This window comes from Mycobacterium sp. NGS18, from assembly GCF_059813185.1.
Genome location: NZ_JCALEC010000012.1, coordinates 65,634 through 87,185, shown reverse-complemented (window position 1 = coordinate 87,185; position 21,552 = coordinate 65,634). Strand labels below are relative to the sequence as shown.

General features: G+C 67.5%; 19 protein-coding genes and 1 pseudogene. 10 read left to right on the top strand and 10 right to left on the bottom strand.

Features of this window, described 5'->3' with window-relative positions:
• Nucleotides 1-14 precede the first annotated feature (14 nt).
• From AC5Y31_RS19195 to AC5Y31_RS19185, 3 genes and pseudogenes are all read right to left on the bottom strand, one after another.
• Entirely contained in the window at nucleotides 15-1,070 is a 1,056-nt protein-coding gene (locus AC5Y31_RS19195) for a TIGR03857 family LLM class F420-dependent oxidoreductase (RefSeq protein ID WP_499982200.1), read from the bottom strand.
• A complete protein-coding gene (locus AC5Y31_RS19190) occupies nucleotides 1,067-2,164 on the bottom strand; it encodes an alpha/beta fold hydrolase (RefSeq protein WP_499982234.1) in 1,098 nt (365 codons plus the stop codon). The genes AC5Y31_RS19195 and AC5Y31_RS19190 overlap by 4 nt, the downstream gene beginning before the upstream one ends.
• 2 nt (nucleotides 2,165-2,166) lie before the next feature.
• Nucleotides 2,167-3,794, bottom strand: a pseudogene (locus tag AC5Y31_RS19185) (flavin-containing monooxygenase).
• An 81-nt stretch (nucleotides 3,795-3,875) separates the two neighbouring features.
• On the opposite strand from AC5Y31_RS19185, the gene AC5Y31_RS19180 reads away from it, so the two are divergent.
• From AC5Y31_RS19180 to AC5Y31_RS19170, 3 genes are read left to right on the top strand one after another with little or no spacing between them, the layout of a single operon-like run.
• The gene (locus AC5Y31_RS19180) at nucleotides 3,876-4,886 is read left to right on the top strand and encodes an aromatic ring-hydroxylating oxygenase subunit alpha (protein WP_499982197.1); all 1,011 of its coding nucleotides are present in this window, start codon (nucleotides 3,876-3,878) and stop codon (nucleotides 4,884-4,886) included.
• On the top strand, nucleotides 4,883-5,524 hold the full coding sequence (locus AC5Y31_RS19175) for a cysteine hydrolase family protein (RefSeq protein WP_499982196.1): 642 nt from the start codon (nucleotides 4,883-4,885) through the stop codon (nucleotides 5,522-5,524). The genes AC5Y31_RS19180 and AC5Y31_RS19175 overlap by 4 nt, the downstream gene beginning before the upstream one ends.
• Complete coding sequence (locus tag AC5Y31_RS19170; RefSeq protein WP_065023330.1) at nucleotides 5,482-7,125, top strand: acyl-CoA synthetase; 1,644 nt, start codon at nucleotides 5,482-5,484, stop codon at nucleotides 7,123-7,125. Before AC5Y31_RS19175 ends, AC5Y31_RS19170 begins: the two co-directional genes overlap by 43 nt.
• Here the strand turns inward: AC5Y31_RS19170 and AC5Y31_RS19165 are convergent.
• Complete coding sequence (locus AC5Y31_RS19165) at nucleotides 7,122-8,552, bottom strand: coniferyl aldehyde dehydrogenase (protein ID WP_499982233.1); 1,431 nt, start codon at nucleotides 8,550-8,552, stop codon at nucleotides 7,122-7,124. The two genes, AC5Y31_RS19170 and AC5Y31_RS19165, sit on opposite strands and share 4 nt — an antisense overlap.
• 14 nt (nucleotides 8,553-8,566) lie before the next feature.
• Nucleotides 8,567-9,376: an NAD(P)-dependent oxidoreductase gene (locus tag AC5Y31_RS19160; RefSeq protein WP_499982194.1), complete on the bottom strand. Its 810-nt coding sequence runs from the start codon at nucleotides 9,374-9,376 to the stop codon at nucleotides 8,567-8,569.
• A 149-nt stretch (nucleotides 9,377-9,525) separates the two neighbouring features.
• On the opposite strand from AC5Y31_RS19160, the gene AC5Y31_RS19155 reads away from it, so the two are divergent.
• From AC5Y31_RS19155 to AC5Y31_RS19145, 3 genes are all read left to right on the top strand, one after another.
• A complete protein-coding gene (locus AC5Y31_RS19155; protein WP_499982193.1) occupies nucleotides 9,526-10,311 on the top strand; it encodes an SDR family oxidoreductase in 786 nt (261 codons plus the stop codon).
• 18 nt (nucleotides 10,312-10,329) lie between these two features.
• Nucleotides 10,330-11,610, top strand: coding sequence for a cytochrome P450 (locus AC5Y31_RS19150; RefSeq protein ID WP_499982192.1), 1,281 nt, complete (start codon nucleotides 10,330-10,332; stop codon nucleotides 11,608-11,610).
• A 76-nt stretch (nucleotides 11,611-11,686) separates the two neighbouring features.
• The gene (locus AC5Y31_RS19145; protein WP_499982190.1) at nucleotides 11,687-12,892 is read left to right on the top strand and encodes a cytochrome P450; all 1,206 of its coding nucleotides are present in this window, start codon (nucleotides 11,687-11,689) and stop codon (nucleotides 12,890-12,892) included.
• A gap of 87 nt (nucleotides 12,893-12,979) precedes the next feature.
• Here AC5Y31_RS19145 and AC5Y31_RS19140 read toward each other — a convergent pair whose 3' ends face one another.
• A complete protein-coding gene (locus AC5Y31_RS19140) occupies nucleotides 12,980-14,515 on the bottom strand; it encodes an aldehyde dehydrogenase family protein (protein ID WP_499982188.1) in 1,536 nt (511 codons plus the stop codon).
• An 88-nt stretch (nucleotides 14,516-14,603) separates the two neighbouring features.
• On the opposite strand from AC5Y31_RS19140, the gene AC5Y31_RS19135 reads away from it, so the two are divergent.
• The gene (locus AC5Y31_RS19135; RefSeq protein ID WP_301636193.1) at nucleotides 14,604-15,818 is read left to right on the top strand and encodes a CaiB/BaiF CoA transferase family protein; all 1,215 of its coding nucleotides are present in this window, start codon (nucleotides 14,604-14,606) and stop codon (nucleotides 15,816-15,818) included.
• Here the strand turns inward: AC5Y31_RS19135 and AC5Y31_RS19130 are convergent.
• Together AC5Y31_RS19130 and AC5Y31_RS19125 are read right to left on the bottom strand one after the other, a co-directional pair.
• Nucleotides 15,815-16,618 (bottom strand): acyl-CoA thioesterase domain-containing protein, encoded by an 804-nt coding sequence (locus AC5Y31_RS19130; RefSeq protein WP_301633724.1) that lies wholly within the window; start codon nucleotides 16,616-16,618, stop codon nucleotides 15,815-15,817. The genes AC5Y31_RS19135 and AC5Y31_RS19130 overlap by 4 nt on opposite strands.
• A complete protein-coding gene (locus AC5Y31_RS19125) occupies nucleotides 16,615-17,634 on the bottom strand; it encodes an NAD-dependent epimerase/dehydratase family protein (RefSeq protein WP_499982186.1) in 1,020 nt (339 codons plus the stop codon). Before AC5Y31_RS19125 ends, AC5Y31_RS19130 begins: the two co-directional genes overlap by 4 nt.
• Before the next feature lie 114 nt (nucleotides 17,635-17,748).
• On the opposite strand from AC5Y31_RS19125, the gene AC5Y31_RS19120 reads away from it, so the two are divergent.
• The 3 genes from AC5Y31_RS19120 (at nucleotide 17,749) to AC5Y31_RS19110 (ending at nucleotide 20,630) form a co-directional block, all read left to right on the top strand.
• A complete protein-coding gene (locus tag AC5Y31_RS19120) occupies nucleotides 17,749-18,171 on the top strand; it encodes an OB-fold domain-containing protein (protein ID WP_301633721.1) in 423 nt (140 codons plus the stop codon).
• Nucleotides 18,171-19,316, top strand: coding sequence for a thiolase family protein (locus tag AC5Y31_RS19115; protein WP_499982184.1), 1,146 nt, complete (start codon nucleotides 18,171-18,173; stop codon nucleotides 19,314-19,316). Before AC5Y31_RS19120 ends, AC5Y31_RS19115 begins: the two co-directional genes overlap by 1 nt.
• Nucleotides 19,317-19,400: 84 nt before the next feature.
• A complete protein-coding gene (locus AC5Y31_RS19110) occupies nucleotides 19,401-20,630 on the top strand; it encodes an amidohydrolase family protein (RefSeq protein ID WP_499982182.1) in 1,230 nt (409 codons plus the stop codon).
• A 4-nt stretch (nucleotides 20,631-20,634) separates the two neighbouring features.
• On the opposite strand, the gene AC5Y31_RS19105 is transcribed toward AC5Y31_RS19110, so the two are convergent.
• Entirely contained in the window at nucleotides 20,635-21,129 is a 495-nt protein-coding gene (locus AC5Y31_RS19105; protein WP_499982181.1) for a nuclear transport factor 2 family protein, read from the bottom strand.
• Nucleotides 21,129-21,551, bottom strand: coding sequence for an OB-fold domain-containing protein (locus AC5Y31_RS19100; protein ID WP_301633714.1), 423 nt, complete (start codon nucleotides 21,549-21,551; stop codon nucleotides 21,129-21,131). Before AC5Y31_RS19100 ends, AC5Y31_RS19105 begins: the two co-directional genes overlap by 1 nt.
• Nucleotide 21,552 lies beyond the last annotated feature (1 nt).

The window sequence follows — 21,552 nt, the reverse complement described above, 5'->3', positions numbered from 1 at the left end:
GCGTGAAGCCAACTTCACGCTCGGCGGTCGATGATGTCGCGGTAGGCGCTGACCACCGGCTCCAATTCGTCGGGAGTGGCGCCGTGCATGATCACCGCGTCGGCGCCGTAGCCGAACTCGGCCCGGATGCGCTCCGCGCAGCGGCGAGCCGGCCCGGTCGCCGACGGCTCCAGCCATTCGTCGGGGATCAACGTCGCGATGTGCTCGATCTGCGCGGCGGTGGCCTTGTGATCGATGCCGCCGGGGATCGAGGTCACCACCGGGTCCTCCCGGAAGCGTTGCAGCACAGCGGGATCCCAGCCGTTGGTGCGCACCAGCAGATCGCCGTAGCCCTGCAGGTAGGTGGCCAGCCGGCCGACGGTCTTCTTCATCCGCAGCTCCTCGGGCAGGTGATCGCCGACGGTCGCGAAACACGACCACACCCGCACCCTGTCCGGGTCACGGCCGGCCCGCTCGGCGGCCTGCTTGACCGTTGTCACGCTGCGCTGCAAGGTCTCCGGAGTGAAATAGGTGTGCAGAATGACGTCGTCGAAGAGCCGGCCGCCCAGCGCCAGCGTGTCGGGGCCGAACGCCACCAATGCCAGCCGGATGTCTTCGTCGAAGTCGGGATCCAAGAACAGCACCTGGTAGCGCCCGATTGGCCCGTCGTGGTTGAGGATCACCTCACCGCGCCACAGCCGGCGCATCACCTGCGCGAAGTCCTCCAGCTGCGCGGTGGTGACCGCCGGGATGCCGAACGCGGCATACATGGCGGCCACGCCGCGACCGAGCCCGAGGGTGAACCGCCCGCCGGACAACCGGTGCAGGGTGGTCGCCCACGACCCGGTGATCAACGGGTGGCGGGTGTTGTGATTGGTGGCGGCGGTCGCGATCTGCATCCGGCGGGTGACCGCGCAGGCCGCACCGGCCAGCGATGAGGCTTCCTTGACGTTCCACCGCTCGGAGAGGAACGCGGTGCCGAACCCGAGCTCCTCGCCACGGCGGGCCTCGTCCATCAGCGTGGCCGGGCCTTCACCGCCGGCGCCTGCCAGCAGGTAGTAGCCGAGCTCGTCGAGCACGCGTTGCGTCACCTGATCGCCTCCTGAAGGAATCGCTCCGTCTGCACCTGCACCCGCCGCGAGAGGAGGTGCCCGGCGTGGCCACCGTCGTGCCAGAACAGCTGCCCGCCCCACCGATCATGCAGGGCCACCGCAGGTTCCGGGTAGGCCATCCGGTCGTGTCGCGCCGCCACGATCAGCCGGCGCTCCGCGGGCGGCGTCGGGTCGGTCTGCAGCAGGTCGACCACCGACATCAATGCGGCGGCGACCTCGGAGTGCAACGCGTCGGACACCGACACCCCGGCCGGGCCCCACCGCCACAGGTGGTGAGCAATCATCGAGTTGAGCCCGGCGATCGGGGTATATACCGCGACGGCGTCGACGTCGGTCTCCAGGTGCGATACCAGCGCGGCGACCGGACTACCCAACGAGACACCGGCCACCGTCACCGCGGTGGCCTGCGGCGCCACCCAGCGCACCACCGCACGGACTTCGGAGATCGCGCGCATCATGCCGGCGATATTGGCCAGCGGATCGTGTCCGGGGTAGGGCGGCCAGGCGCGGCGGCGCACTCCGTGGCCGGGCTGCACCGGCAGCGCGATGTTGAAACCCAGGCGGTGCAGTCGCGCAACCCGCGCCACCAGCAGGTCCGGCCAGCTGCCCTGACCGGCCCCGTGCACCCAGACCAGCCAGGGCCGCGGAGCACCGTGGTGCCGGCACACCTGTACGGCGGCGGTCGCCGGGCCGGCGAACTCGGCCAACGACGGCGGCAATTGGGGATCGTGCCCGAAGCTCAACTGCTCGACGGTGAGCCCCGCCAGCCGGCGCCGGCGAACTGCGGCCACCTGCAACGGGTTCGGCGCGGTGTGCGCGGCCTCGACACTCAACCCGGACAGCTCCTCGGCGGCCGACGCACACTCCGACATCGGCCGGGCCAGCACCGGGGCGGGAGCAAACAGCGTCATACCGGTCAGCGTCAGCTCGTCGAGCAGCACCTCGCCCAGCTGGCGCATCCCGCGGGGCGAGGCCAGCGCCCAGTCCGGTGAAACGCTCAGCGCCTGAACCGACCGGGGCAGCACCCCGCCGAGTCCCCTGATGATCTGCGGTACGCGTTGCGCCGATCCCATCGTCATCCCAGGGTGAAACCGGTGTAGCCACCGGCAGCGATCTCGTCGCAGCGGCGGCGATACTCCGGAATCCCGCCGGTATAGCCCATATACATTCGCTTCTTGCCGGGGACGTTTCCGCCGTTGTACCAGGAATTGCACGACGGGTGAACCAGCACCGTCGGCGCGACCAGGGACGTGGTGTGTTCGATCCACTCGGCTTGCGCCGCCGGCAGCGCCTCGATCATGCGGTGGCCATTGGCCCGCAGGTAGGCGATACAGTCGGCGATCCACTCCACGTGCTGCTCCAGTGCGGCAACGAATTGGTTGCCGCACTGGGGCTGCCGGGCCCTTGGACGGTGAACAGATTCGGGAATCCGGCGACTTGCAGCCCCAGGTAGGACACCGGCCCCTCGTTCGCCCAGACGTCGCGAAGCAACGCCCCGTCGCGGCCGCGGACGTCGATGCGGCTCAGCGCGCCGGTCATGGCGTCGAAGCCGGTGGCGTAGACGATCACGTCGAGGTCGTAGTGCGCGTGTGTGGTCTGCACACCGGTCGCCGTTACCGTGCTGATCGGCTCCGCGCGCAGGTCGACCAGTGTCACGTTGTCGCGGTTGAACGTCTCGTAATAGCCCTGATCGATGATCGGGCGCTTGCAGGCGAACGGGTGGGCCGGTACCAGCGCGGCCGCCGTCCGCGGGTCGCGCACAATGCGGGCCACCGCCTCGCCGTACAGTTGGGCGGCCATCCGATTGGCCTCGACGTCGAAGAAGATGTCGCCCCAATTCAGGGCGCCCATCACCCCGTGCTCCTCGATCGCGCGTAGCTGTTCGTCCCGCGACGCCGACTTGACCGGCGGCCGGCCCAGCATGTCGAGCAGCACCGAGAAGGCGGACAGCCGCGCGGCGCCGACCGGGTGCTCTCGCTGGGCGGCCCGGATCCGGCGGTAGTCGGCCTTCAGTGCCTCCAGTTCGCCGGGGGCGAAGGGGCGCACCTGCCACGGCAGCGTGTAGGCCGCCGATCGCTGAAACACGTAGAGCTGCGCGGCTTCTCGAGCGACGACCGGGATCAGCTGGACGCCGGTGGACCCGGTGCCGACGACGCCCACCCGCTTGCCGGACAAGTCGGCGCCCGATTTGGGCCACCGGCTGGTGTACAGCGAGGTCCCCTGGAAGCCGCTCATGCCGGCGATATCGGGTTCCAGTGGCACCGACAGGATCCCCGATGCGGCCACCACGAACGGCGCCAGGAAACACTCGCCGGTGTCGGTCGCTACCGACCACATCGCGGCATCGTCGTCGTAGGTCATCGCGACGACCTCGGTATGCAGCGCGATATCGCGGCGCAGGTCGAGCCGGTCGGCGACGAAGTTCAGGTATGCCTCGATCTCCGGCTGGGCCGGCATGGTTTCGGTCCAGACCCAGTCCTGCTGGATCTCCTCGGAGAAGCTGTAGGAGTACTCGATGCTCTCGATGTCGCAGCGTGCTCCCGGGTACCGGTTGAGCAGCCACGTGCCTCCGACCCCCTCGGCCATCTCCAGCACTCGGGTGCGCAGTCCGAGTTCGCGCAGCTTGTGCAGGGCGTACAAACCGGAGAAGCCGGCCCCGATGACCAATGCGTCGAAACGTTCCGCCTCGCCGGAGTGCGACATCTCGGCGGCCTCCCGTCAGCTCTTTCGCTACTGAATGCCCTACGGTACGGTATTCAGTTAGCTCACGTGAGAGGAAACGCGATGAAAGTTCCGTTCACCTGGAAGGTCACCGGCTGGTTCATGATCGGCTGGTCACCCGAGTTCGAGGTCGGCAAGACCCGCGCCCTGCACTACTTCGGCGAGGACATGGTCGCCTACCGCGGCGAGTCCGGTGAGCTGCACGTGATGGAGGCACACTGCAAACATCTCGGCGCCCACCTCGGCCACGGCGGAAAGGTGGTCGAGGAGCGCGTCGAGTGCCCGTTCCACGGGTGGCAGTGGGGGCCCGACGGTTGCAACAAATTCATCCCCTACCAACCGGACCGGCCGAACAAGGCGCTGCGCCTTCGCGTCTACCCGGTCATGGAGCAGTACGGCTGCGTTTTCCTCTGGCATCATCCCGACGGCGGAGAACCCCAGTGGGAGATGCCGGACATCTTCGGCAAGTTCCCCCAGTTCACCGCCGGCCCGAAGGACTACTACCGGGCCTATCCGGAGTTCTCCCGACGCTTGGAAGGCGAACCGGTCCACCCGCAGATCGTCGCCGAAAACGCCGCCGACAGCGCGCATTTCCAGTACGTGCACCACGCCACGGTGACACCCCGGGTGCTGGACTGGAAGATGGCCGACCGGGAATGGCACTTCATCGCCGGTTTTCCGGACGTGAACAGCGATGACCCCGAGGCGATGGCATTGCGGTTCCACTCGCACCTGTTCGGCCTCGGCGGGGCGATCAGCATCTTCGAAGGCGTGCAGCAGCACCGGCTGATATTCACCTGCACACCGGTCGATGAGGGTCGCTCGGATCTGTTCTATTCGATCTGGTGGCCACGAATCCCCGGCGACGAGTCCCCGACGGCCCCGGATGAGATCCGCGAACGCGTCGAGAAGCAGTTTCTGACCACGGTGGAAGACGACCTGGGCATCTGGCGCTACCAGCGCTACATCGAGCACCCGGCGCTGGCCAAGACCGACGCGAAACCCTTTATGACCCTGCGGAAATGGGCGACGCAGTTCTACGACGTACCGGCGGACGAAACCGTCCTCGCATGACGCTGGGGGACCTGGTAGCCCCTGAGCGCACCGCGATCGTCACCCAGGAGCTTCAGGGCGCGGTCGTCGGACCTGACGCCGGCCTGCCGGTGCTCGCCGACGAGGCGCGCCGCGAGGCACTGCCCAACATCGGCCGGCTGCTGCCGGCGGCGCGGGCCGCCGGCGTGCAGGTGGTGCATTGCCTGGTGCACCGGCGCCCGGACGGGCGGGGCTCCAACCATAACGCGCGCCTTTTCGGCGCCGGCCGGCGCGCGGTCAGTATCGCTGCGGGCAGCCCCGGCGCCAGCCTGCTGTCCGAATTCGGTCCCGATCCATCGGATCTGGTTCTGAGCCGCTGCCACGGGGTGGGACCGATGGGCGGAACCGAGCTGGACGCGGTGCTGCGCAACCTCGGCGTGTCGACGGTTGTCGTCGTGGGGGTCTCGCTGAATGTGGCCATCCCGAACCTGGTGATGGACGCGGTCAACGCCTCCTACCGGGTGGTTCTGCCCCGCGATGCGGTGGCCGGTGTGCCGACCGAGTACGGGGCTGCGATGATCGAGAACACCCTGTCCCTGTTGGCGACGATCACCACCACCGAGGAGCTGATGCAAACGTGGCGAGCCAATTCACCGTCCCGGTCGTCACCGAGGCGGTAGCCGCGGCAATTCCCGATCGCGACCTGGTGGTCCAGGGCGACCGGCGTTACACCTACGCGCAGATCCTCGATCGGTCCAACCGCCTGGCGTCCTACCTGCATTCGCAAGGCCTGGGCTGTCACACGCCGCGATCGGAGCTGGCCGCACACGAGACCGGCCAAGACCTGCTCGGCATTTACGCCTACAACGGCAACGAGTTCATCGAGACCCTGCTGGGCAGCTTCCGGGCCAGGGTGGCCCCGTTCAATGTCAACTACCGCTACGTCCGCAACGAATTGGCGTACCTACTGGCCGATTCCGGCGCCACCGCACTGGTGTATCACGCCGCGTTCGCCCCGACCCTGGCTGAGGTGCTCCCCGATCTGCCGCAACTGCGGGTGCTGATTCAAATCGCCGACGACTCCGGCAACGCCCTGCTCGAGGGCGCGGTGGACTACGAGACGGTACTGGCCGACAGTTCACCGCAGCCGCCGCCGGTGCAGCCCGACCCCGACGACCTCTATGTGCTCTACACCGGCGGCACCACCGGCATGCCCAAGGGCGTGCTCTGGCGTCAGCACGACATCTTCATGGGCTCCTTCGGCGGCCGCAACCTGATGACCTCCGAAGAGGTCAGCTCCATCGACGACATCGTGGGGCCGGCCCGGGAGAACCCCGGCATCAAGCTGATGATCCTGCCACCACTGATCCACGGCGCCGCGCAGTGGGCGGTGATGACCGCGATCAACACCGGCCAAACCCTGGTTTTCCCTTCGGTTGTCGACCATTTCGACGCCGACGATGTGGTGCGTGCCATCGAGCGGGAGAAGGTGCTGTCGGTGACCGTCGTCGGCGACGCCATGGCCCGGCCACTGCTCGACGCGATCCGCAAGGGAACCGCTGACGTGTCGTCGCTGATGGTGGTGGCCAACGGCGGCGCGTTGCTGACGCCCTACGTCAAGCAGCAGGTGATCGAGACCCTGCCCGGTGCCATGGTGATCGACGGGGTCGGATCCTCCGAGACCGGCGCCCAGATGCGTCACATGTCGACCTCGGGTGCGGTTTCCACCGGGACCTTCGCCGGCGGACCGGATACCTGCGTGGTGGCCGAGGATCTCGCGGCGGTGCTGGAGCCCGGACACGACGGTCTCGGTTGGCTCGGTCAGCGCGGCTATGTCCCACTGGGTTACAAGGGCGATGCCGCCAAGACGGCGGCGACGTTCCCGGTGATCGGCGGCATGCGCTTCGCCGTACCCGGCGACCGGGCCCGACACCTGGAAGACGGATCGATCGAGTTGCTCGGCCGGGATTCGGTGACGATCAACTCCGGCGGGGAGAAGATCTTCGCCGAAGAGGTCGAGACGGCGATCGCCTCACATCCGGCCGTGGTCGACGTGGTGGTCGCCGGCCGGCCCAGCGAACGCTGGGGGCAGGAGGTGGTGGCCGTGGTGGCCCTCGCCGAAGGGGTGGCCGCCACAGCCGCCGACCTCGTCGAGCACGCCGGTGGATCGCTGGCTCGCTACAAGCTGCCCAAGGCGATCGTCTTCCGGCCGACGATCGTGCGGAGCCCGGCCGGCAAGGCCGACTACCGATGGGCGCGCGAGCAGGCCGAACAGGGTTAGCCGCGCTTCGCCAGCCTACGGTGCGTCCGATTGCGCGCCCTGCGCAACATCGTGTCGGCATACAGGCGCATCCCGGGCTTGAACGGCGGCGCGGCGGACCCGGTGAGGCTGAACGGCAGATCGGAACCGACCACCGTCCGGTAGTGGCTGAACGCGTCGAAGCCCGCCTTGCCGTGGTAGGCGCCCATGCCGCTGCGCCCCACGCCACCGAACGGCGCGCCGGACGGGATCATCTGCGCGGCGAAGTCGTTGCGGGCCACCCCGCCACTTCTGGTGCGCCGCACGAAGTCACGGAAGTCCTTGTCGCCGGGGCCGAACCAATAGGCGACCAGCGGCGCGGGACGCGCGTTGATCTCATCGATCGCCTCGTCGAGACTGCGGTATCCCTGCACCATCAGCACCGGACCGAAGATCTCCTCCTCGGCGATCTGCATCGTCGCGTCGACGTCGCGCACGATCGTCGGAGCGATCTTGCGGGAGCCGCGATCGGGCAGCACCTCATCATCCGGGGCGACGGCCTCCACGGTGGCACCCCGCGAGCGGGCATCCTCGATCAGGCCCACGACGCGATCGAAGTTGGCCTCATTGACGCTGGAGCAGTAGTCGCCGTTGGCCACGATGGTCGGGAACATCTCCCGCAGCGTCGCACGGGCGACCTCGATGAACGAGTCGATCTCGCGTTCGGGCACCAGAACGTAATCGGGGCACACGCAGACCTGCCCGCCGTTGACCATCCGGGCCGAGGCGATCCGTTTCGCCGATCGCGCGATGTCGGCGCCTGGGGCAACGACGACGGGGTTCTTTCCGCCCAGCTCCAATGTCACCGGGACCAGGTTCTCGGCTGCGGCGCGCTGCACCAGTGCGCCCACCGACGGGGAGCCGGTGAAGAACAGGTGGTCGAACGGCAGTCCCGCGAACGCGGCAGCCACGTCGGCACCGCCGGTGACGACGGCGAGTTCGTCTTCGCTGAAGTACTTCGGCGCGGTCTGCTGCATCAATTCGGCGGTGTGCGCGGTGATCTCGGACATCTTGATCATCACCCGGTTGCCGGCCGCGAACGCCGCGGCCGCGGGCAGCACCACCAGTTGCAGTGGGAAGTTCCACGGCCCGATGATCCCCACCACGCCCAGCGGGCTCGGCTGCACCTCGGCGCGCAGTCCCGCCAGGCGCGCCGCGCGCATCAGCTTGCCGGTCCGCATCCACCGCTTGACGTGGGATCGGGTGTGTTCGATCACCGGGATCATGCCGACCAGTTCGGTTGCCAGCGACGCCGACCGGGACCGGGTGCCGAAATCAGCGGCCATCGCGTCGACGAAGGCGTCGGTGTTATCCAGCACCATCGCCAACAACCGGTCGATGCGATTGCGCCGCACCGCCGCGGCGGGCGGGCCGTCGGCGACGAACGACTGCCGTTGTTTCTCCAGCAGGTTCAGCAGGTCGGTCACGACAGGTCCAATGGTCCGGACTCGGCCACCGTGCGCAGCTGCCCCAACTCGACGCCACGGTCGGCGGCCGCCTCGATACAGGCCGCGACGTCTTTGCGCATGAAGGGCGCAACGACTTTGGCGAAGCTCTCCACTCCCCCGGCCGACTGCACATACCCTGCGGCCCGGCTGCCGCCGCTGCACTGCTCCAAGGCCGCGAACAGACTGGCGTCGGACACTCCGAGGTTCTTTCCCAGTTCGACGGCGGCAGCGACGAGTTGCGCATTGGCGGCGAACAGCACGTTGTTGATCAGCTTGAGGTTGAGCGCGGTGCCCAGGCCTCCGGTGGTGATGACCGGATCGGCGTAGGCGGCCAGCACCGGCTGCGCGCGAGCCACCGCATCGTCGGGACCGCCGAGCAGAACAGTCAGCTTGCCGGCGGCGATGTCGTGGGCGCCGCCGCTGACCGGCGCATCCACCAGCACCGGGCCGTCCGGGAATTCCGCCATCAGGTTCGTCAGTGTGCTCACCGTTCCGGTGGTGTGCGAGACCACGACTGTGTCGGGGCCGGCATTGGCCAGCAGCCCGTCGGCACCGGTGGCGACCTCGCTCAACTGGGCGTCGGAGAACAGGCAGCTGATCACGACCCCGGCATCGCGTGCGACGGCGCCGACCGACTCCACCGGCACTGCGCCGGCCGCCGCCAGCCGCTCGCGCACCTCCGGACGGCGCGCGTAGACCTGCACGGAAAAGCCCGCACCGATAAGGCGCAGCACCATCGGCTCGCCCATTTTGCCGGCTCCGACGAACCCGATGGTCTCGGCCATTCTCGGCTCCTGTTCGCATCTTTCGCCGCCCCGGTCGGATGTTCAGTGGGGCTGTCGGTAGGGCCAACCGTAGCATTGTCCGCCGGCGCCGAATTCGTTACAGTCGTGCTTACTGTCGACTTTTCGGGTACTCCAGAAGGCTGGCGAGGATGAACAACCCGCAGCGCAAGGTGGTGGTCGTCGGCGCCGGGTCGGGGATCGGCGCTGCCACCGCCGCGCACTTCCACGAACGCGGCGATTTCGTTCTGGCCGTCGACGTGCGCCCCCAGTCGACACCGGCTTCGCAACATGTTTGCTGCGACCTGCGAGATGCCGCCGCCATTGCCGAGTTCACCGGCCGGGTCGGCGACGGTTGGGATCTGCTGGCCCACGTCGCCGGCGCACCCGGAACCGCACCGGCCGCCGACGTGCTGACGGTCAACTACCTCGGTATGCGCCTGATGACCGAGGGCATGCTGCCCCGGCTGCGCACCGGCGGCGCGGTGGTCGCGGTGGCCTCCACGGCCGCGCTGGGCTGGCAGCAGCGCATCGAAGTGCTCGACGGACTGCTCAAGGCCACCGACGCGGAGTCGGTTCTGCGCTGGCAGGCCGGCCAGGACCCCGCGTTCCCGGTGTACACCACCTCCAAGCAGGCGATGATCCTCTACGCCAAACGGCTGGCCGCGACCGCACGCGCCAAGTACGGGGTGCGGATCAACACCGTCAGCCCCGGCCCGGTTGAAACACCGATCCTGCCCGACTTCGAGCAGTCGATGGGCAAGCAAACACTCGACACCGTGTGCGCCATGGTCGGCCGGCACGCCGTCGTCGACGACATCGTGCCGCTGATCGACTTCCTCGGCTCACCCGACGCCGGATGGATCACCGGCCAGGACATTCTCATCGACGGCGGTTTCATCACCTCGATCACCGCCGGCGCCCCCATCACCGCCTGAGACCTTCGAGAGGACACCATGACTTTGAGTTCGTCAGCCAACACACCGACGTCGCCGTACCCGTATCACTCGCTCGACATCTCGGATCCGGCCTTCTGGAGCAAGGACTTTCGCACCCGGGACGACACATTCGCGACGCTGCGCGGCGAGCAGGGGCTGACCTGGCACCGACCGATGCCGGCCGCCTTCCCTACCGAGGAGGCGGGTTACTGGGCGGCAACGCGGCACGCCGACATCAAGTTCATCAGCCAGCACGAGGAACTGTTCTGCTCCAGCGAAGGGGTCAGCGTCGATCCGATGCCGGCCGAAATCCAGCGCAACATGACGTTCTTCCTGGCGATGGACCCGCCCGACCACACCCGGTACCGCAAGCTGATCAGCTCGGGATTCACTCCCAGACAGGTCCGCCGCATCGAGGAGCAGATCAAGACCAACGCCCGCGACATCGTCGACAAGCTGCTGTCGCAGCTGCGCAACGGCGAGCAGATCGATTTTGTCACAAGCTGTTCCGGGCAACTGCCGATGCGCACCATCTCCGACATGATCGGCATCGACCCAGCCGACCAGGAGAAGGTCGCCTACGCCGCCGAATGCCTGTTCAGCGGCAGCGACGACGAGTACGCCTCGCTGGAGGAGCGGGCGGTGCACGTGATGACGCAGCTGGGCGTGCTGGCCGGGTCCGGCGTCGAGCTGGCGCAGCGGCGCCGCAACGAGCCGCACGACGATCTGATGACCGAGCTGGTCAATGCCGAGGTCGACGGCCACCGCCTCACCGATGAGGAACTAGGTTCCTTCATGGTGCTGCTCGGTTCGGCAGGCAACGACACCACCAAGCAGACCACCACGCACGCGTTCAAGGCCCTCGTCGATCACCCCGAGCAGCGCGCGTGGCTGCTGGCCGACTTCGACAACCGGATCGACGCCGCGGTCGAGGAATTCGTGCGGTGGGCCACACCGGTGATCGCTTTCGCACGCCACGCGGTGGTGGACACCGAGGTGGCCGGGACCGAGATCAAGGCCGGTGAGAAGGTCGCGTTGTTCTACTGCTCGGCCAACCGCGACGAGACCGTGTTCGACCGGCCGCACGAATTCGACATCACCCGTGCCGCCAACCCGCACCTGGGCTTCGGCGGCGGCGGAGCGCACTACTGCCTGGGCACCCACGTCGCCCGGATGGAGCTGCGGCACCTGTTCTATGAGCTGCTCACCCGGCTGCCGGAGGTCACGCTCGGCGAACCGGAGTACCTGCACAGCACCTTTGTGCACGGCATCAAGCGGATGCCGATCAGCCTCGCCTGACGCTGGCGCAACACCTACCCGATCATTTACTGTAATGCTTACAGTAGATTACTTCACCTGAGACGGGAGACCAGCCGTGGAGAGCCAGGTCGACGACGTCGCCGCCGCACTCGACAAGCCGGCCGGCTACCTTGCGAACCCCTATCCGTACTTCGAGAGCAAGCGCGCGCGCGCCGGCGTCTTCCCCGGAACGGTCATGGACTACTCCAAGACCCCGGCGTCGATGCGACCCGAAACGCAGTTCGCCGCCGTCTCTTTCGACGCCGTGAACCAAGTGTTCCGGGAAGCGGATTCCTTCAATTCGCACATCTATGACGTCACCATCGGGCTGTTCCTCGGACCGACCATCCTGGCGATGGAGGGCGAGCCACACCGTAAGCACCGCAATCTGGTGTCGTCGGCCTTCAAGCGGAAATCGTTGGTGCACTGGGAGCCGGACGTGGTGCGGCCGATCTGCAACAGACTGATCGACGAGTTCATCGAGGCGGGTTCTGCCGACCTGGTGGCCGGTTTCACCTTCGAGTTCCCCACCCGGGTCATCTCGAAGCTGTTGGGCCTGCCCGAAGAGGACCTGCCGTGGTTTCGTCAGCGCGCGATCGAGTTGATCAGCTACACCGTCAACTACGAGCGCGCGTTCTCCGCCTCGGCGGCGTTGAAGGAGTATTTCCTGGCGCAGATGGACAAGCGCAAGTCCCATCCGACCGAGGACATCATCGGTGACCTGGTCACCGCAGAGGTCGACGGGGAAAAGCTCAGCGACGAGGCGATCTATTCGTTCCTTCGCCTGCTGCTGCCGGCCGGGTTGGAGACCACCTACCGGGCCACCAGCAACCTGCTTTACCTGTTGCTGACCCATCCCGAACAGTTCGCCGCGGTGCAAGCCGACCGCGACCTGATCGGCCCCGCCATCGAGGAGGGGCTGCGCTACGAGACGCCGCTGACTACCGTGCAGCGCACCGCAATCCGCGACACCGAGGTGGCCGGCGTCGCGATTCCAGCCGGCGCCGTCGTCGACGTCTGCATCGGGTCGGCCAACCGCGACGAGGCGCGGTGGGAGCGCTCCGAGGAGTTCGACATCTTCCGCAAGTGGATTCCGCACATCACGTTCGCCGCCGGCGAGCACACCTGCATGGGGTTGCATCTCGCACGGATGGAGATGCGGGTCGCGATGGAGTGCCTCCTGGACCGCCTCAGCGATATCACGCTGGTGACCGACGACAATCCACACATCTACGGTCAGCCGTTCCGGTCGCCGCGCTCGCTGCCGGTGACGTTCAGGTAGATCTCGCCGACTGTGCGGTTTCGTACGCGACCCACCGATGAGGGCGTACCAAACCGCACAGTCGATGACCGAACCGCGCGGGCTGCCTTACGCCCCCCGAGGTTTCCGATAACCGATGGTCTTGGTCTCCAGGTACTGCGAGAACCCCTCGATCCCGCACTGCCTGCCCCAGCCGCTGTTCTTGTAGCCCCCGAAGGGCGCGTCGGCGCCGTAGTACATGCCGCCGTTGACGCCGATCGCCCCGGTGCGCACCCGCCGGGCCACGGCCATGGCCCGCTCCGATGACGCCGAGACCACCGCACCGGCCAGCCCGAATGCACTGTCGTTGGCGATCCGCACCGCTTCGTCGTCGTCGCCGAACGGCAAGATCACCAGCACCGGCCCGAACACCTCCTGCTGCGCGATGGCCGCGCTGTTATCGACGCCGACGATCACCGTCGGTTGCACATAGTGCCCACCGGTGAGGTGAGCGGGCAGGTCCTCGTATCCCCCTCCGCCGGTGGTGATCTCGGCCCCGTCGAGCCGAGCCTGTGCAATCGCGTCGAGCACCCGCTGCTTCTGCTGCGCGCTGATCAGCGGGCCCACCAGGGTCTGCGGTAGCGCGGGGTCACCCACCGGGACCGCCGCGAACGCCGCGGTCACCGCGGCCACCACCTCGTCGAACAGGGAGCGGTGCACCAGCATCCGGGTGGTAGCCGCACAGGCCTGCCCGGCGTGCACGCACACGCCGACCGCACCGGGGATGACCTTGGCCGGGTCGGCGTCGTCGAGCACGATCAGCGCCGACTTGCCGCCCAACTCCAGGAACGTCCGCTTCATGGTGTCGGCGCTGTTGCGGGCCAGCAGCTTGCCGACCACGGTGGATCCGGTGAACGAGACCATGTCGACCCGGGAGTCGGTGCCGAGCAGTCCGGCGACCTCGTTCGACGGCGTGGGCACCACGTTGACCACCCCGGCGGGTATGTCGGTGTGCTCAGCGACCAGACGCCCCAACCGAGTGGCGTTCCACGGGGTGTTCGGGTCGGGCTTGAGCACGACGGTGTTGCCGGCCGCCAGCGCCGGCCCCAGCTTGTTCAGGATCACCTCGACCGGAAAGTTGGACGGGGTTATCGCCGCGACCACACCGACCGGCTCCTTGACGACGGTGCGGACGTTGCGGTCGCCGAACAGCCCGCCGCCCTCGATCAGCCGCTCCCACTCGAACTCGTCGATCAGCCGGCCCGGGTAGCGCAGCGCGTCCGCCAACGGCCAATCCAGCTGTGCCAGTTGGGTCGTCATCACCGGGCAGCCCACCTCGGCGATCAGCTCGGTGCGCAGCTCTTCCTTCTCCGCCTCCAGCGCCGACTGCAACTGCCCCAGGCACCGCTTACGCAGCTCGCGGTCAGTCGACCAATCCGAGTCGTCGAAGGCGCGCCGGGCCGCACCGATCGCCTGGTGCATGTCGCTCTGGTCGGCGGCCGCGGTGGCCCCCAACAACCGCCCGGTGGCCGGGCTGCGATTGTCGAACTCCGCACCCGACGTCGCCGCCACCAACTTGCCGTCGATCAGCATGCGCGACTCCGCCGCCGCAGCAGCCCGTTCGCCAATCTCAACACTGTTGGCCCGCTGTCCGACGTCGCTCACCTCGCCCCTTTCGGATGCCCAACCGTAACCATTACAGTAGATTACTTCAATTGGTCTCATGTCAGGAGCCGCTGAGTTGATCAAGGTGATGGATGGCTTCCGGGTGCTGGAGGTCGCGCAGTTCACGTTCGTCCCCGCCGCCGGGGCGATCTTGGCCGACTGGGGCGCCGACGTCATCAAGGTGGAACACCCGGTGCGCGGCGATACCCAGCGCGGGTTCATCCGGATGGGCGGCTTCGAGCTCGACCCCGACCGGCATCCGCTGATCGAGCACCCCAACCGCGGTAAGCGCAGCGTCGGCATCGACGTCTCCACACCCGAAGGGCAGCAGGTGCTCTACGAGCTGGCCGCCACCGCAGACGTGTTCTTGACCAACTACCTGCCGCGGGCCCGGCAGAAGAACAAGTTCGACGTCGAGCACATCCGCCAGGCCAACCCGAACATCGTCTACGCCCGCGGCAGCGCCTACGGCGACAAGGGCCCCGAACGCGACATCGGCGGCTTCGACGGCACCGCGTTCTGGACCCGCAGCGGCGTCGGCCACGCGCTGAGCCCGGAGGAGCTGGGTGCGCCGCTGTCCCAGGGAATTCCCGCGTTCGGCGACTCGGTCGGTGGCATGAACATCGCCGGCGGTATCGCCGCGGCGCTGCTGCATCGCGAGCGCACCGGCGAAGCGCTCGAGGTCGACGTCTCGCTGCTGTCCACCGCGTGGTGGGCGGCCGGCGCCAGCGTGACCCAGGGCATGGAGACCGGCGAGGCCATGCGTGCGCTGATGCCGCAATCCGGTGGCTCACCGGCGAATCCGTTCCTGGGCAACTACACCACCTCCGACGGCGGCACCATCAACCTGTGCATCGTCAGCCCGACCGGATACATTCGGGACACCTTCGAGCACCTGGGCATTGCCGAAGCCGCCGATGACCCCCGCTTCTCCGACGTGCTGCCGTTGATGGACAACGCCGACGCGGCCAGCGAGCTGATCGTCGCGGCAATCGGCGCCAAATCCTTCGAGTACTGGCGTCAGCACCTCAAGACGATGAAGGGCCAGTGGGCGCCCTTTCAGAGTCTGGTCGACCTGGGCTCCGACGAGCAGGCGATCGCCAACGACATGGTCGTCGAGGTCGAGGCCGGCGATGGCGGCCCGGCGTTCAAGGTGGTCCGCGGCCCGGTCCAGTTCAACCATGAACCGCTGCAGACGACCCGCGCCCCGCAGGCATCCGAGCACACCGAGGTCGTGCTGATGGAACTCGGAATGGACTGGGACCGCATCGAAAAGCTCAAGGAGTCCGGCGCTATCGCCTAGCCGGGCGTCGGGTTCTCCCGCCGGTTGCCCGGGTCGAAGTTGAAGTTCGCGATCGCGGTCGACACGCCGCTGCCGACCGGGCCGAGGGCGTCGAACAAGCTAGCGCTTCCGGTCGCCACGCCGGCGTCGCTGTAGTGAGTCAGTGCCGCCAACCCGATGTAGGGGCCCACCGGTAGCCGGCTCAGGGTCAGGGTGTAATCGGCGTTGATGAAGGCCAAACCAGTGGTGCTGAAATTGGTCAACGAGGCGGTGACGTCAACGGCCATCGCCGCCCGGACGAACGGTGTGAGCTCCTCGCCGTCGACCAGATCGCGGATCTCCCGCAGCCAGGCGTACCGCGGGCCCGAGTGTTGCCACGGAAAGCGCTCGCCGTCGTCGCTGCCGTAGGCCCGGATGAACATCGGCACCGATTCGTCGAAGCGTGCCGGCTCCTCCGGGAGCGGCGGCAGCGTCACCGCGGTGGTGAAGAAGTCACCGTCGGGCTGGACGCCGCGACGCAGATACAGCGCCGAGCCGCGGGCCACCAACTCGCCGTCCTGCGTCATTGCGGCGTCAATGGCCCGCATCCGCGACCCCGCGCGGACCACCGACGCGGTGACCCGCAGCGGTGCGCTGGCCACCCGGCGCAGGATCTCGACGGTCAGCCGCGCCGGCTGCAGGTCGCCGTCGCAGACGTGGTGCTCGATGGCGCGGGCCAGCAGTCCGCCGACCACCTGGCCTCCCAGCGTCGGCCCCCACCCGCCGTGAGCGATGGCGTTCGGCACCAGGTCGTTGTCACGACGAACTACGAACGGGATCATGGCTTGCTGCGCTCCAGGTAGAACTTCGCGGCGCGCCGGATCGCGTCCTCGGTCGGTTCCGGGTGCCAGCCCAATTCCCGGGTGGCCTTGCTGTGATCGGCAGGAGACGTCAACGCCATCAATCGCGCCCCGGTCGCGGTGAACGGGAAGTCACGCCCCAGCACGGCACCCGCGGCACCGACAAGGAGGCCCAGGACATGCAGAACCGCCATCGGTATGCCGAAGCGCGGCGGTTTGGCTCCGACGGCTTCGGCGGCGATGGTGAGCATTTCACGCTGGCTCATGTACCGCTCGGAGATGATGTAGCGCTCGCCGATGCGCCCCCGCTCCGCGGCCAGCAACATTCCCCGGGCGGCGTCATCGATCCCGACCACCTCAGAGCCCACGCCCCGCGCGTACGCCGGCATCCTGCCCATCGCGGCGAACTGAACGAGCATGCCTTGCCGCGGCTGCCAGTCGGGCGGGCCGTACGGGTTCGACACGTTCGTGACGACGGCCGGCAGGCCGCGGTCGGCCACGTAGGACAGCACCAGGCGCTCGGCTTCACGACGGGAGGCGATGTATCCACCGCCCTGGGCGGCCCAGTTGAACGGCGTTCGCTCATCCACGGTTTCGCCGTTGCGGCCTACCGCGATGGTCCCGATGGTGCTCAAGAACACGAACCTGTCGAGGTCGGCCTGCGCCGCGACGTCCAGGACGTTGCGCAAACCCTCGACATTGGTTTTGAACAGCGGCGCGGGGTCACGAAGCTCAGCGCGGGTGTCGACGACGCAGTAGTACACGACGTCGCGGGCGGCCATCGCGGCGGTGACCGCTTCGGTGTCGAAGATGTCTCCGTAGCACCGCTCCACGTCAAGCCCGTCGATCCCCCTGGTGGAGCTCGAACGACGCAACAACACCCGCACGTCATCCCCGCGGGCGACCAGTTGGCGGGTGACGCAGGCACCGACGTTGCCACTGGCGCCCATGACGAGGGCGCGCCGCCTCGTCGCCGCGGGTCCGTCGTTCTCTGTCATACCTGGAGCCTTTGCCGTGATCGCGCGAGCGGTGCCGGGAGCCCGCTGGCCAACTCGGGCGATCATACTTTACTGTAAGTATTACAGTTAGTAGACCCGTTAGGCGGAGGCCCCATGCAGAAGGCGCTAGCACCCGACATCTCGACGTGGCCGGATGAGGCCCCCCAGCTGGTCGGCAGCCGCTGCGCGGCCTGCAACGCCACCGTCTTCCCGGCCCAGCCACGGTGCCCGAAGTGCAGCGGCGACCAGATGACGCGAGAGTTGCTCCCCCGCACCGGGACCCTGGTGGCCTGGACCACGCAGGGCTTCCCTCCCGGCCCACCGTATCTGGGCCCCACCGGTAAGGACTTCGTGCCGTTCGGCGTCGGCCTGGTGCAGCTCGGCGATGTCGTCCGGGTGGAAGGCCGGCTCACCGAGAACGATCCCGACAAGCTGCAGTTCGGGATGCCGGTGCAGCTGACCATGGTGCCGTTCGCCGCCGACGCCGACGGCAACGAGATCGTCACTTTCGCCTTCCAGCCGACGGGTCAGCGCTGATGAACGACGTCGCCATCATCGGGGTCGGCTTGCACCCGTTCGGGCGCTTCGAAGGCAAGTCGGCGATGGAAATGGGCGTCGACGCCATCTTCGCCGCGGTCGCCGATGCCGGAGTGGCCTGGGCGGACATCGGCGCCGCCACCGGCGGCAGCTGGACGGTGGCGAACCCGGATGCGATCGTCGGAATGGTCGGGCTGTCGGGCATTCCGTTCACCAACGTGTTCAACGCCTGTGCCACCGCGGCCAGCGCCGCCAAGGTGTGCGCGGACGGTATCCGGTTGGGCGACTACGACATCGGCGTCGCCGTCGGCCTGGACAAGCACCCGCGCGGTGCGTTCACCGAGGACCCGGCGCTGGTCGGCATGCCGCGCTGGTACGCCGAGAACGGCCAGTACCTGACCACCCAGTTCTTCGGCATGAAAGCCAACCGGTACCTGCATGATCACGGCATCTCGCAAGCGACGCTGGCCAAGGTCGCGGCCAAGAACTTCCGCAACGGCGCATTAAACCCGAACGCGTTCCGGCGCAAGCCCATCTCCGAAGAGGAGATCCTGGGCTCGACGATGCTGAACTATCCGCTGACGCAGTACATGTTCTGCGCGCCGGATGAGGGTGCGGCCGCCGTGGTGATGTGCCGGGCCGATATCGCGCACCGCTACACCGACAAGCCGGTGTATCTGCGTGCGGTGGAGGTGCGTACCCGTCGCTACGGGGCCTACGAGGTCAACACCACCTTCGCCCCCGTTACCGAGGATGTCGCGCCGACGGTGTACGCCGCGCGTGCCGCATTCGAAAAGGCCGGGGTGGCACCCGAAGACGTCGACGTGATCCAGCTGCAGGACACCGACGCCGGCGCGGAGATCATCCACATGGCCGAGTGCGGTTTCTGCGCCGACGGCGATCAGGAGAAGCTGCTCGCCGAGGGTGCGACCGAGATCTCCGGATCGATGCCGGTCAACACCGACGGCGGACTGATCGCCAACGGCGAGCCGATCGGCGCCTCCGGGCTGCGCCAGATCCACGAGCTGGTGCGCCAGTTGCGCAGCGAAGCCGGTGGCCGCCAGGTGCCGGGGGAACCCAAGGTCGGGTTCGCCCAGCTCTACGGCGCACCGGGCACCGCGGCGGCGACCATCCTGACGACTTAATTACCGCGGGCAGACGTGAAAGCCCCTAATTCGCCGTGATTTTGGGGGCTTTCATGTCTGCTCGCGGAGAGAAAGGAACCAGCCATGAGCCAGTTTCGTGACGCACCGATCTTCGATGCCGACCAGCACATGTATGAGACCCCTGACTCGTTGACGAAGTACCTCCCGGAGAAGTATTCGCGGGCAGTCCAATTCGCCCAGATTGGCCGCCAGACCCGGATCATCATCAACAATCGCGTCAGTGACTTCATCCCTAATCCGACCTTCGAGCGGGTCGCCGCGCCCGGTGCGCACGAGAAGTTCTTCGCCGGCGAGAACACCAAGGGCCTGACCCTGCGCGAGATGCAGGGGGCTGCCATCGAGGCGCCGGCAGCCACCCGCAATCCCGCCGATCGGGTGCAAGAACTGGACCGACAGGGAGTGCTGGAGGCGCTGAACTATCCGACGCTGGCCAGCCTGGTGGAACACTCCTCCGCTGATGACCCGGAGCTCACCCTTGCGATCATTCACGCGCTGAATCAGTGGATGGCCGAGCACTGGAGCTACAACTACGACGGCCGGGTGTTCTCCACGCCGATCATCAACCTCTCCGAGGTCGACGGCGCCCAGCGCGAGCTGGAGTACATCCTGTCCCACGGTGCCGCTGTTGCGTTGATCAAACCCGGGCCGGTCAACGGTGTCCACGGCTGGCGGTCACCGGCGCTGCCGGAGTTCGATCCGTTCTGGCGTGACGTGGAAGCCGCCGGCCTGCCCATCGTGCTGCATGCCAGCTTCCCGCCGCTCGACGACTACGTCGGCCGGTGGGAGCCGCCTTATACCCAGAATTTCATGGCGCAGAGCGCTTTCCGCTGGATGGTGCTGGGGCACCGGGAGATCGCCGACATGATCATCGCCCTGATCTGCCACGGCACGTTGACCCGCTTTCCCAAGCTGCGCATCGCCAGCGTGGAGAACGGCAGCTCATGGATCGCGCCGCTGTTTCATGACTTCGGCGACCTGTACAAGAAGATGCCGCAGAACTTCCCCGAGCACCCGCATGAGGTGTTCCGGCGCAACATCTGGGTCAGCCCGTTCTGGGAGGGCTGTATCTCCGATGTCGTCGAAACGGTCGGCTGGGACAAGGTGCTGTTCGGATCGGACTACCCGCACCCCGAGGGCCTGGCCGAGCCGAAGGGATTCTGGCGCTACGCCGAGGACATGGGTGTTCGGCGCACCTATGACTTCATGGGCGACAACGCCCGCCGGTTCATGGGGCTGCCGATCGCAAACCCGGATCCGGAGGCCGCCAAGCCGCCGGTGGCAGCGGGCGCCTGAGCACTTAGCTCATCAGCCGCTTGGCCACTCGGCCGACCACCGCACGGATACGCGGCGAGACATACACCGCCACCAACCCGTTGAACACGTCCTCACGCAGCCGGGTCAGCGTCGAGGTCTTGATCCGCCACTGGCCGTCGATCTTTTCGTAGGTCTCGGTGTAGTGGCCGTACCCGCGCAGGTTCACGCCGGGGCCGAAGCGCACCACGTCTTCCAGGGCCCACACTCCTTTGGCTGTCGTCGGCGAGGTCAGCTCGATATCGGGCGCATGCACCTGATGGACGGTGGCCTGGGAGCGCAGGCTCTTGCGGGTGAAGGCCACGAAATCGTCGGCGCCGCTGATGACTTTCCCGCCGGCCCGCGCGGTATCGCTGACGAAGTCGTCGGTGAGCAAGGCGCGCCAGGCCCCCCAGTCCTTGGTGTCCAAGTAGCGGCAGTAGCGCGACTTGAGCCGTTTGATCGCCTCGATCTCCAGTAGCACCGCAGCATCGTCAGCCATCAACCCACCTCCGGCACGGGTTCGTAGCGCAGCATCGTCACATCGTGGTCGGGGTAATCACAGAACACCGGCTTGACCCGCATGCCGACCACCAGGTCGTCGGGGTCGGCGTTGACCAGTTCGGTGGAGAACCGTGGCCCCTCATCCCATTCCACGATCGCCAACAGTTGCGGCACGGCGTCGGCGAAGTGCAGGCCGACCGGCCGACGGGCCACGGTAAAGGAGTACAGCGTGCCCATCCCGGAGATCTCCCGCCATTCCAGGTCGTCAGCCAGGGTGCGCGGCGCCCGTACCCGCGGGTAGAAGACATAGCTCCCCGCCGACGGCGAGTACTGGATGACGATGCGGTGTTCGGCCAGGGCGTCCCAAAAAGGTGCGGTGGTCGGCGTTTTGACCGGCATCGGGCGTTCGAAGGTGGTCATC

Coding starts and splice junctions, on each gene's coding strand:
- AC5Y31_RS19190 (WP_499982234.1), bottom strand. CDS start 2,164: ATGGGATCGGCGCAACGCGTACCGCAGATCATCAGGGGACTCGGCGGG.
- AC5Y31_RS19180 (WP_499982197.1), top strand. CDS start 3,876: ATGAAAGTTCCGTTCACCTGGAAGGTCACCGGCTGGTTCATGATCGGC.
- AC5Y31_RS19175 (WP_499982196.1), top strand. CDS start 4,883: ATGACGCTGGGGGACCTGGTAGCCCCTGAGCGCACCGCGATCGTCACC.
- AC5Y31_RS19160 (WP_499982194.1), bottom strand. CDS start 9,376: ATGGCCGAGACCATCGGGTTCGTCGGAGCCGGCAAAATGGGCGAGCCG.
- AC5Y31_RS19155 (WP_499982193.1), top strand. CDS start 9,526: ATGAACAACCCGCAGCGCAAGGTGGTGGTCGTCGGCGCCGGGTCGGGG.
- AC5Y31_RS19150 (WP_499982192.1), top strand. CDS start 10,330: ATGACTTTGAGTTCGTCAGCCAACACACCGACGTCGCCGTACCCGTAT.
- AC5Y31_RS19135 (WP_301636193.1), top strand. CDS start 14,604: ATGGATGGCTTCCGGGTGCTGGAGGTCGCGCAGTTCACGTTCGTCCCC.
- AC5Y31_RS19130 (WP_301633724.1), bottom strand. CDS start 16,618: ATGATCCCGTTCGTAGTTCGTCGTGACAACGACCTGGTGCCGAACGCC.
- AC5Y31_RS19125 (WP_499982186.1), bottom strand. CDS start 17,634: ATGACAGAGAACGACGGACCCGCGGCGACGAGGCGGCGCGCCCTCGTC.
- AC5Y31_RS19120 (WP_301633721.1), top strand. CDS start 17,749: ATGCAGAAGGCGCTAGCACCCGACATCTCGACGTGGCCGGATGAGGCC.
- AC5Y31_RS19115 (WP_499982184.1), top strand. CDS start 18,171: ATGAACGACGTCGCCATCATCGGGGTCGGCTTGCACCCGTTCGGGCGC.
- AC5Y31_RS19110 (WP_499982182.1), top strand. CDS start 19,401: ATGAGCCAGTTTCGTGACGCACCGATCTTCGATGCCGACCAGCACATG.
- AC5Y31_RS19105 (WP_499982181.1), bottom strand. CDS start 21,129: ATGGCTGACGATGCTGCGGTGCTACTGGAGATCGAGGCGATCAAACGG.
- AC5Y31_RS19100 (WP_301633714.1), bottom strand. CDS start 21,551: ATGACCACCTTCGAACGCCCGATGCCGGTCAAAACGCCGACCACCGCA.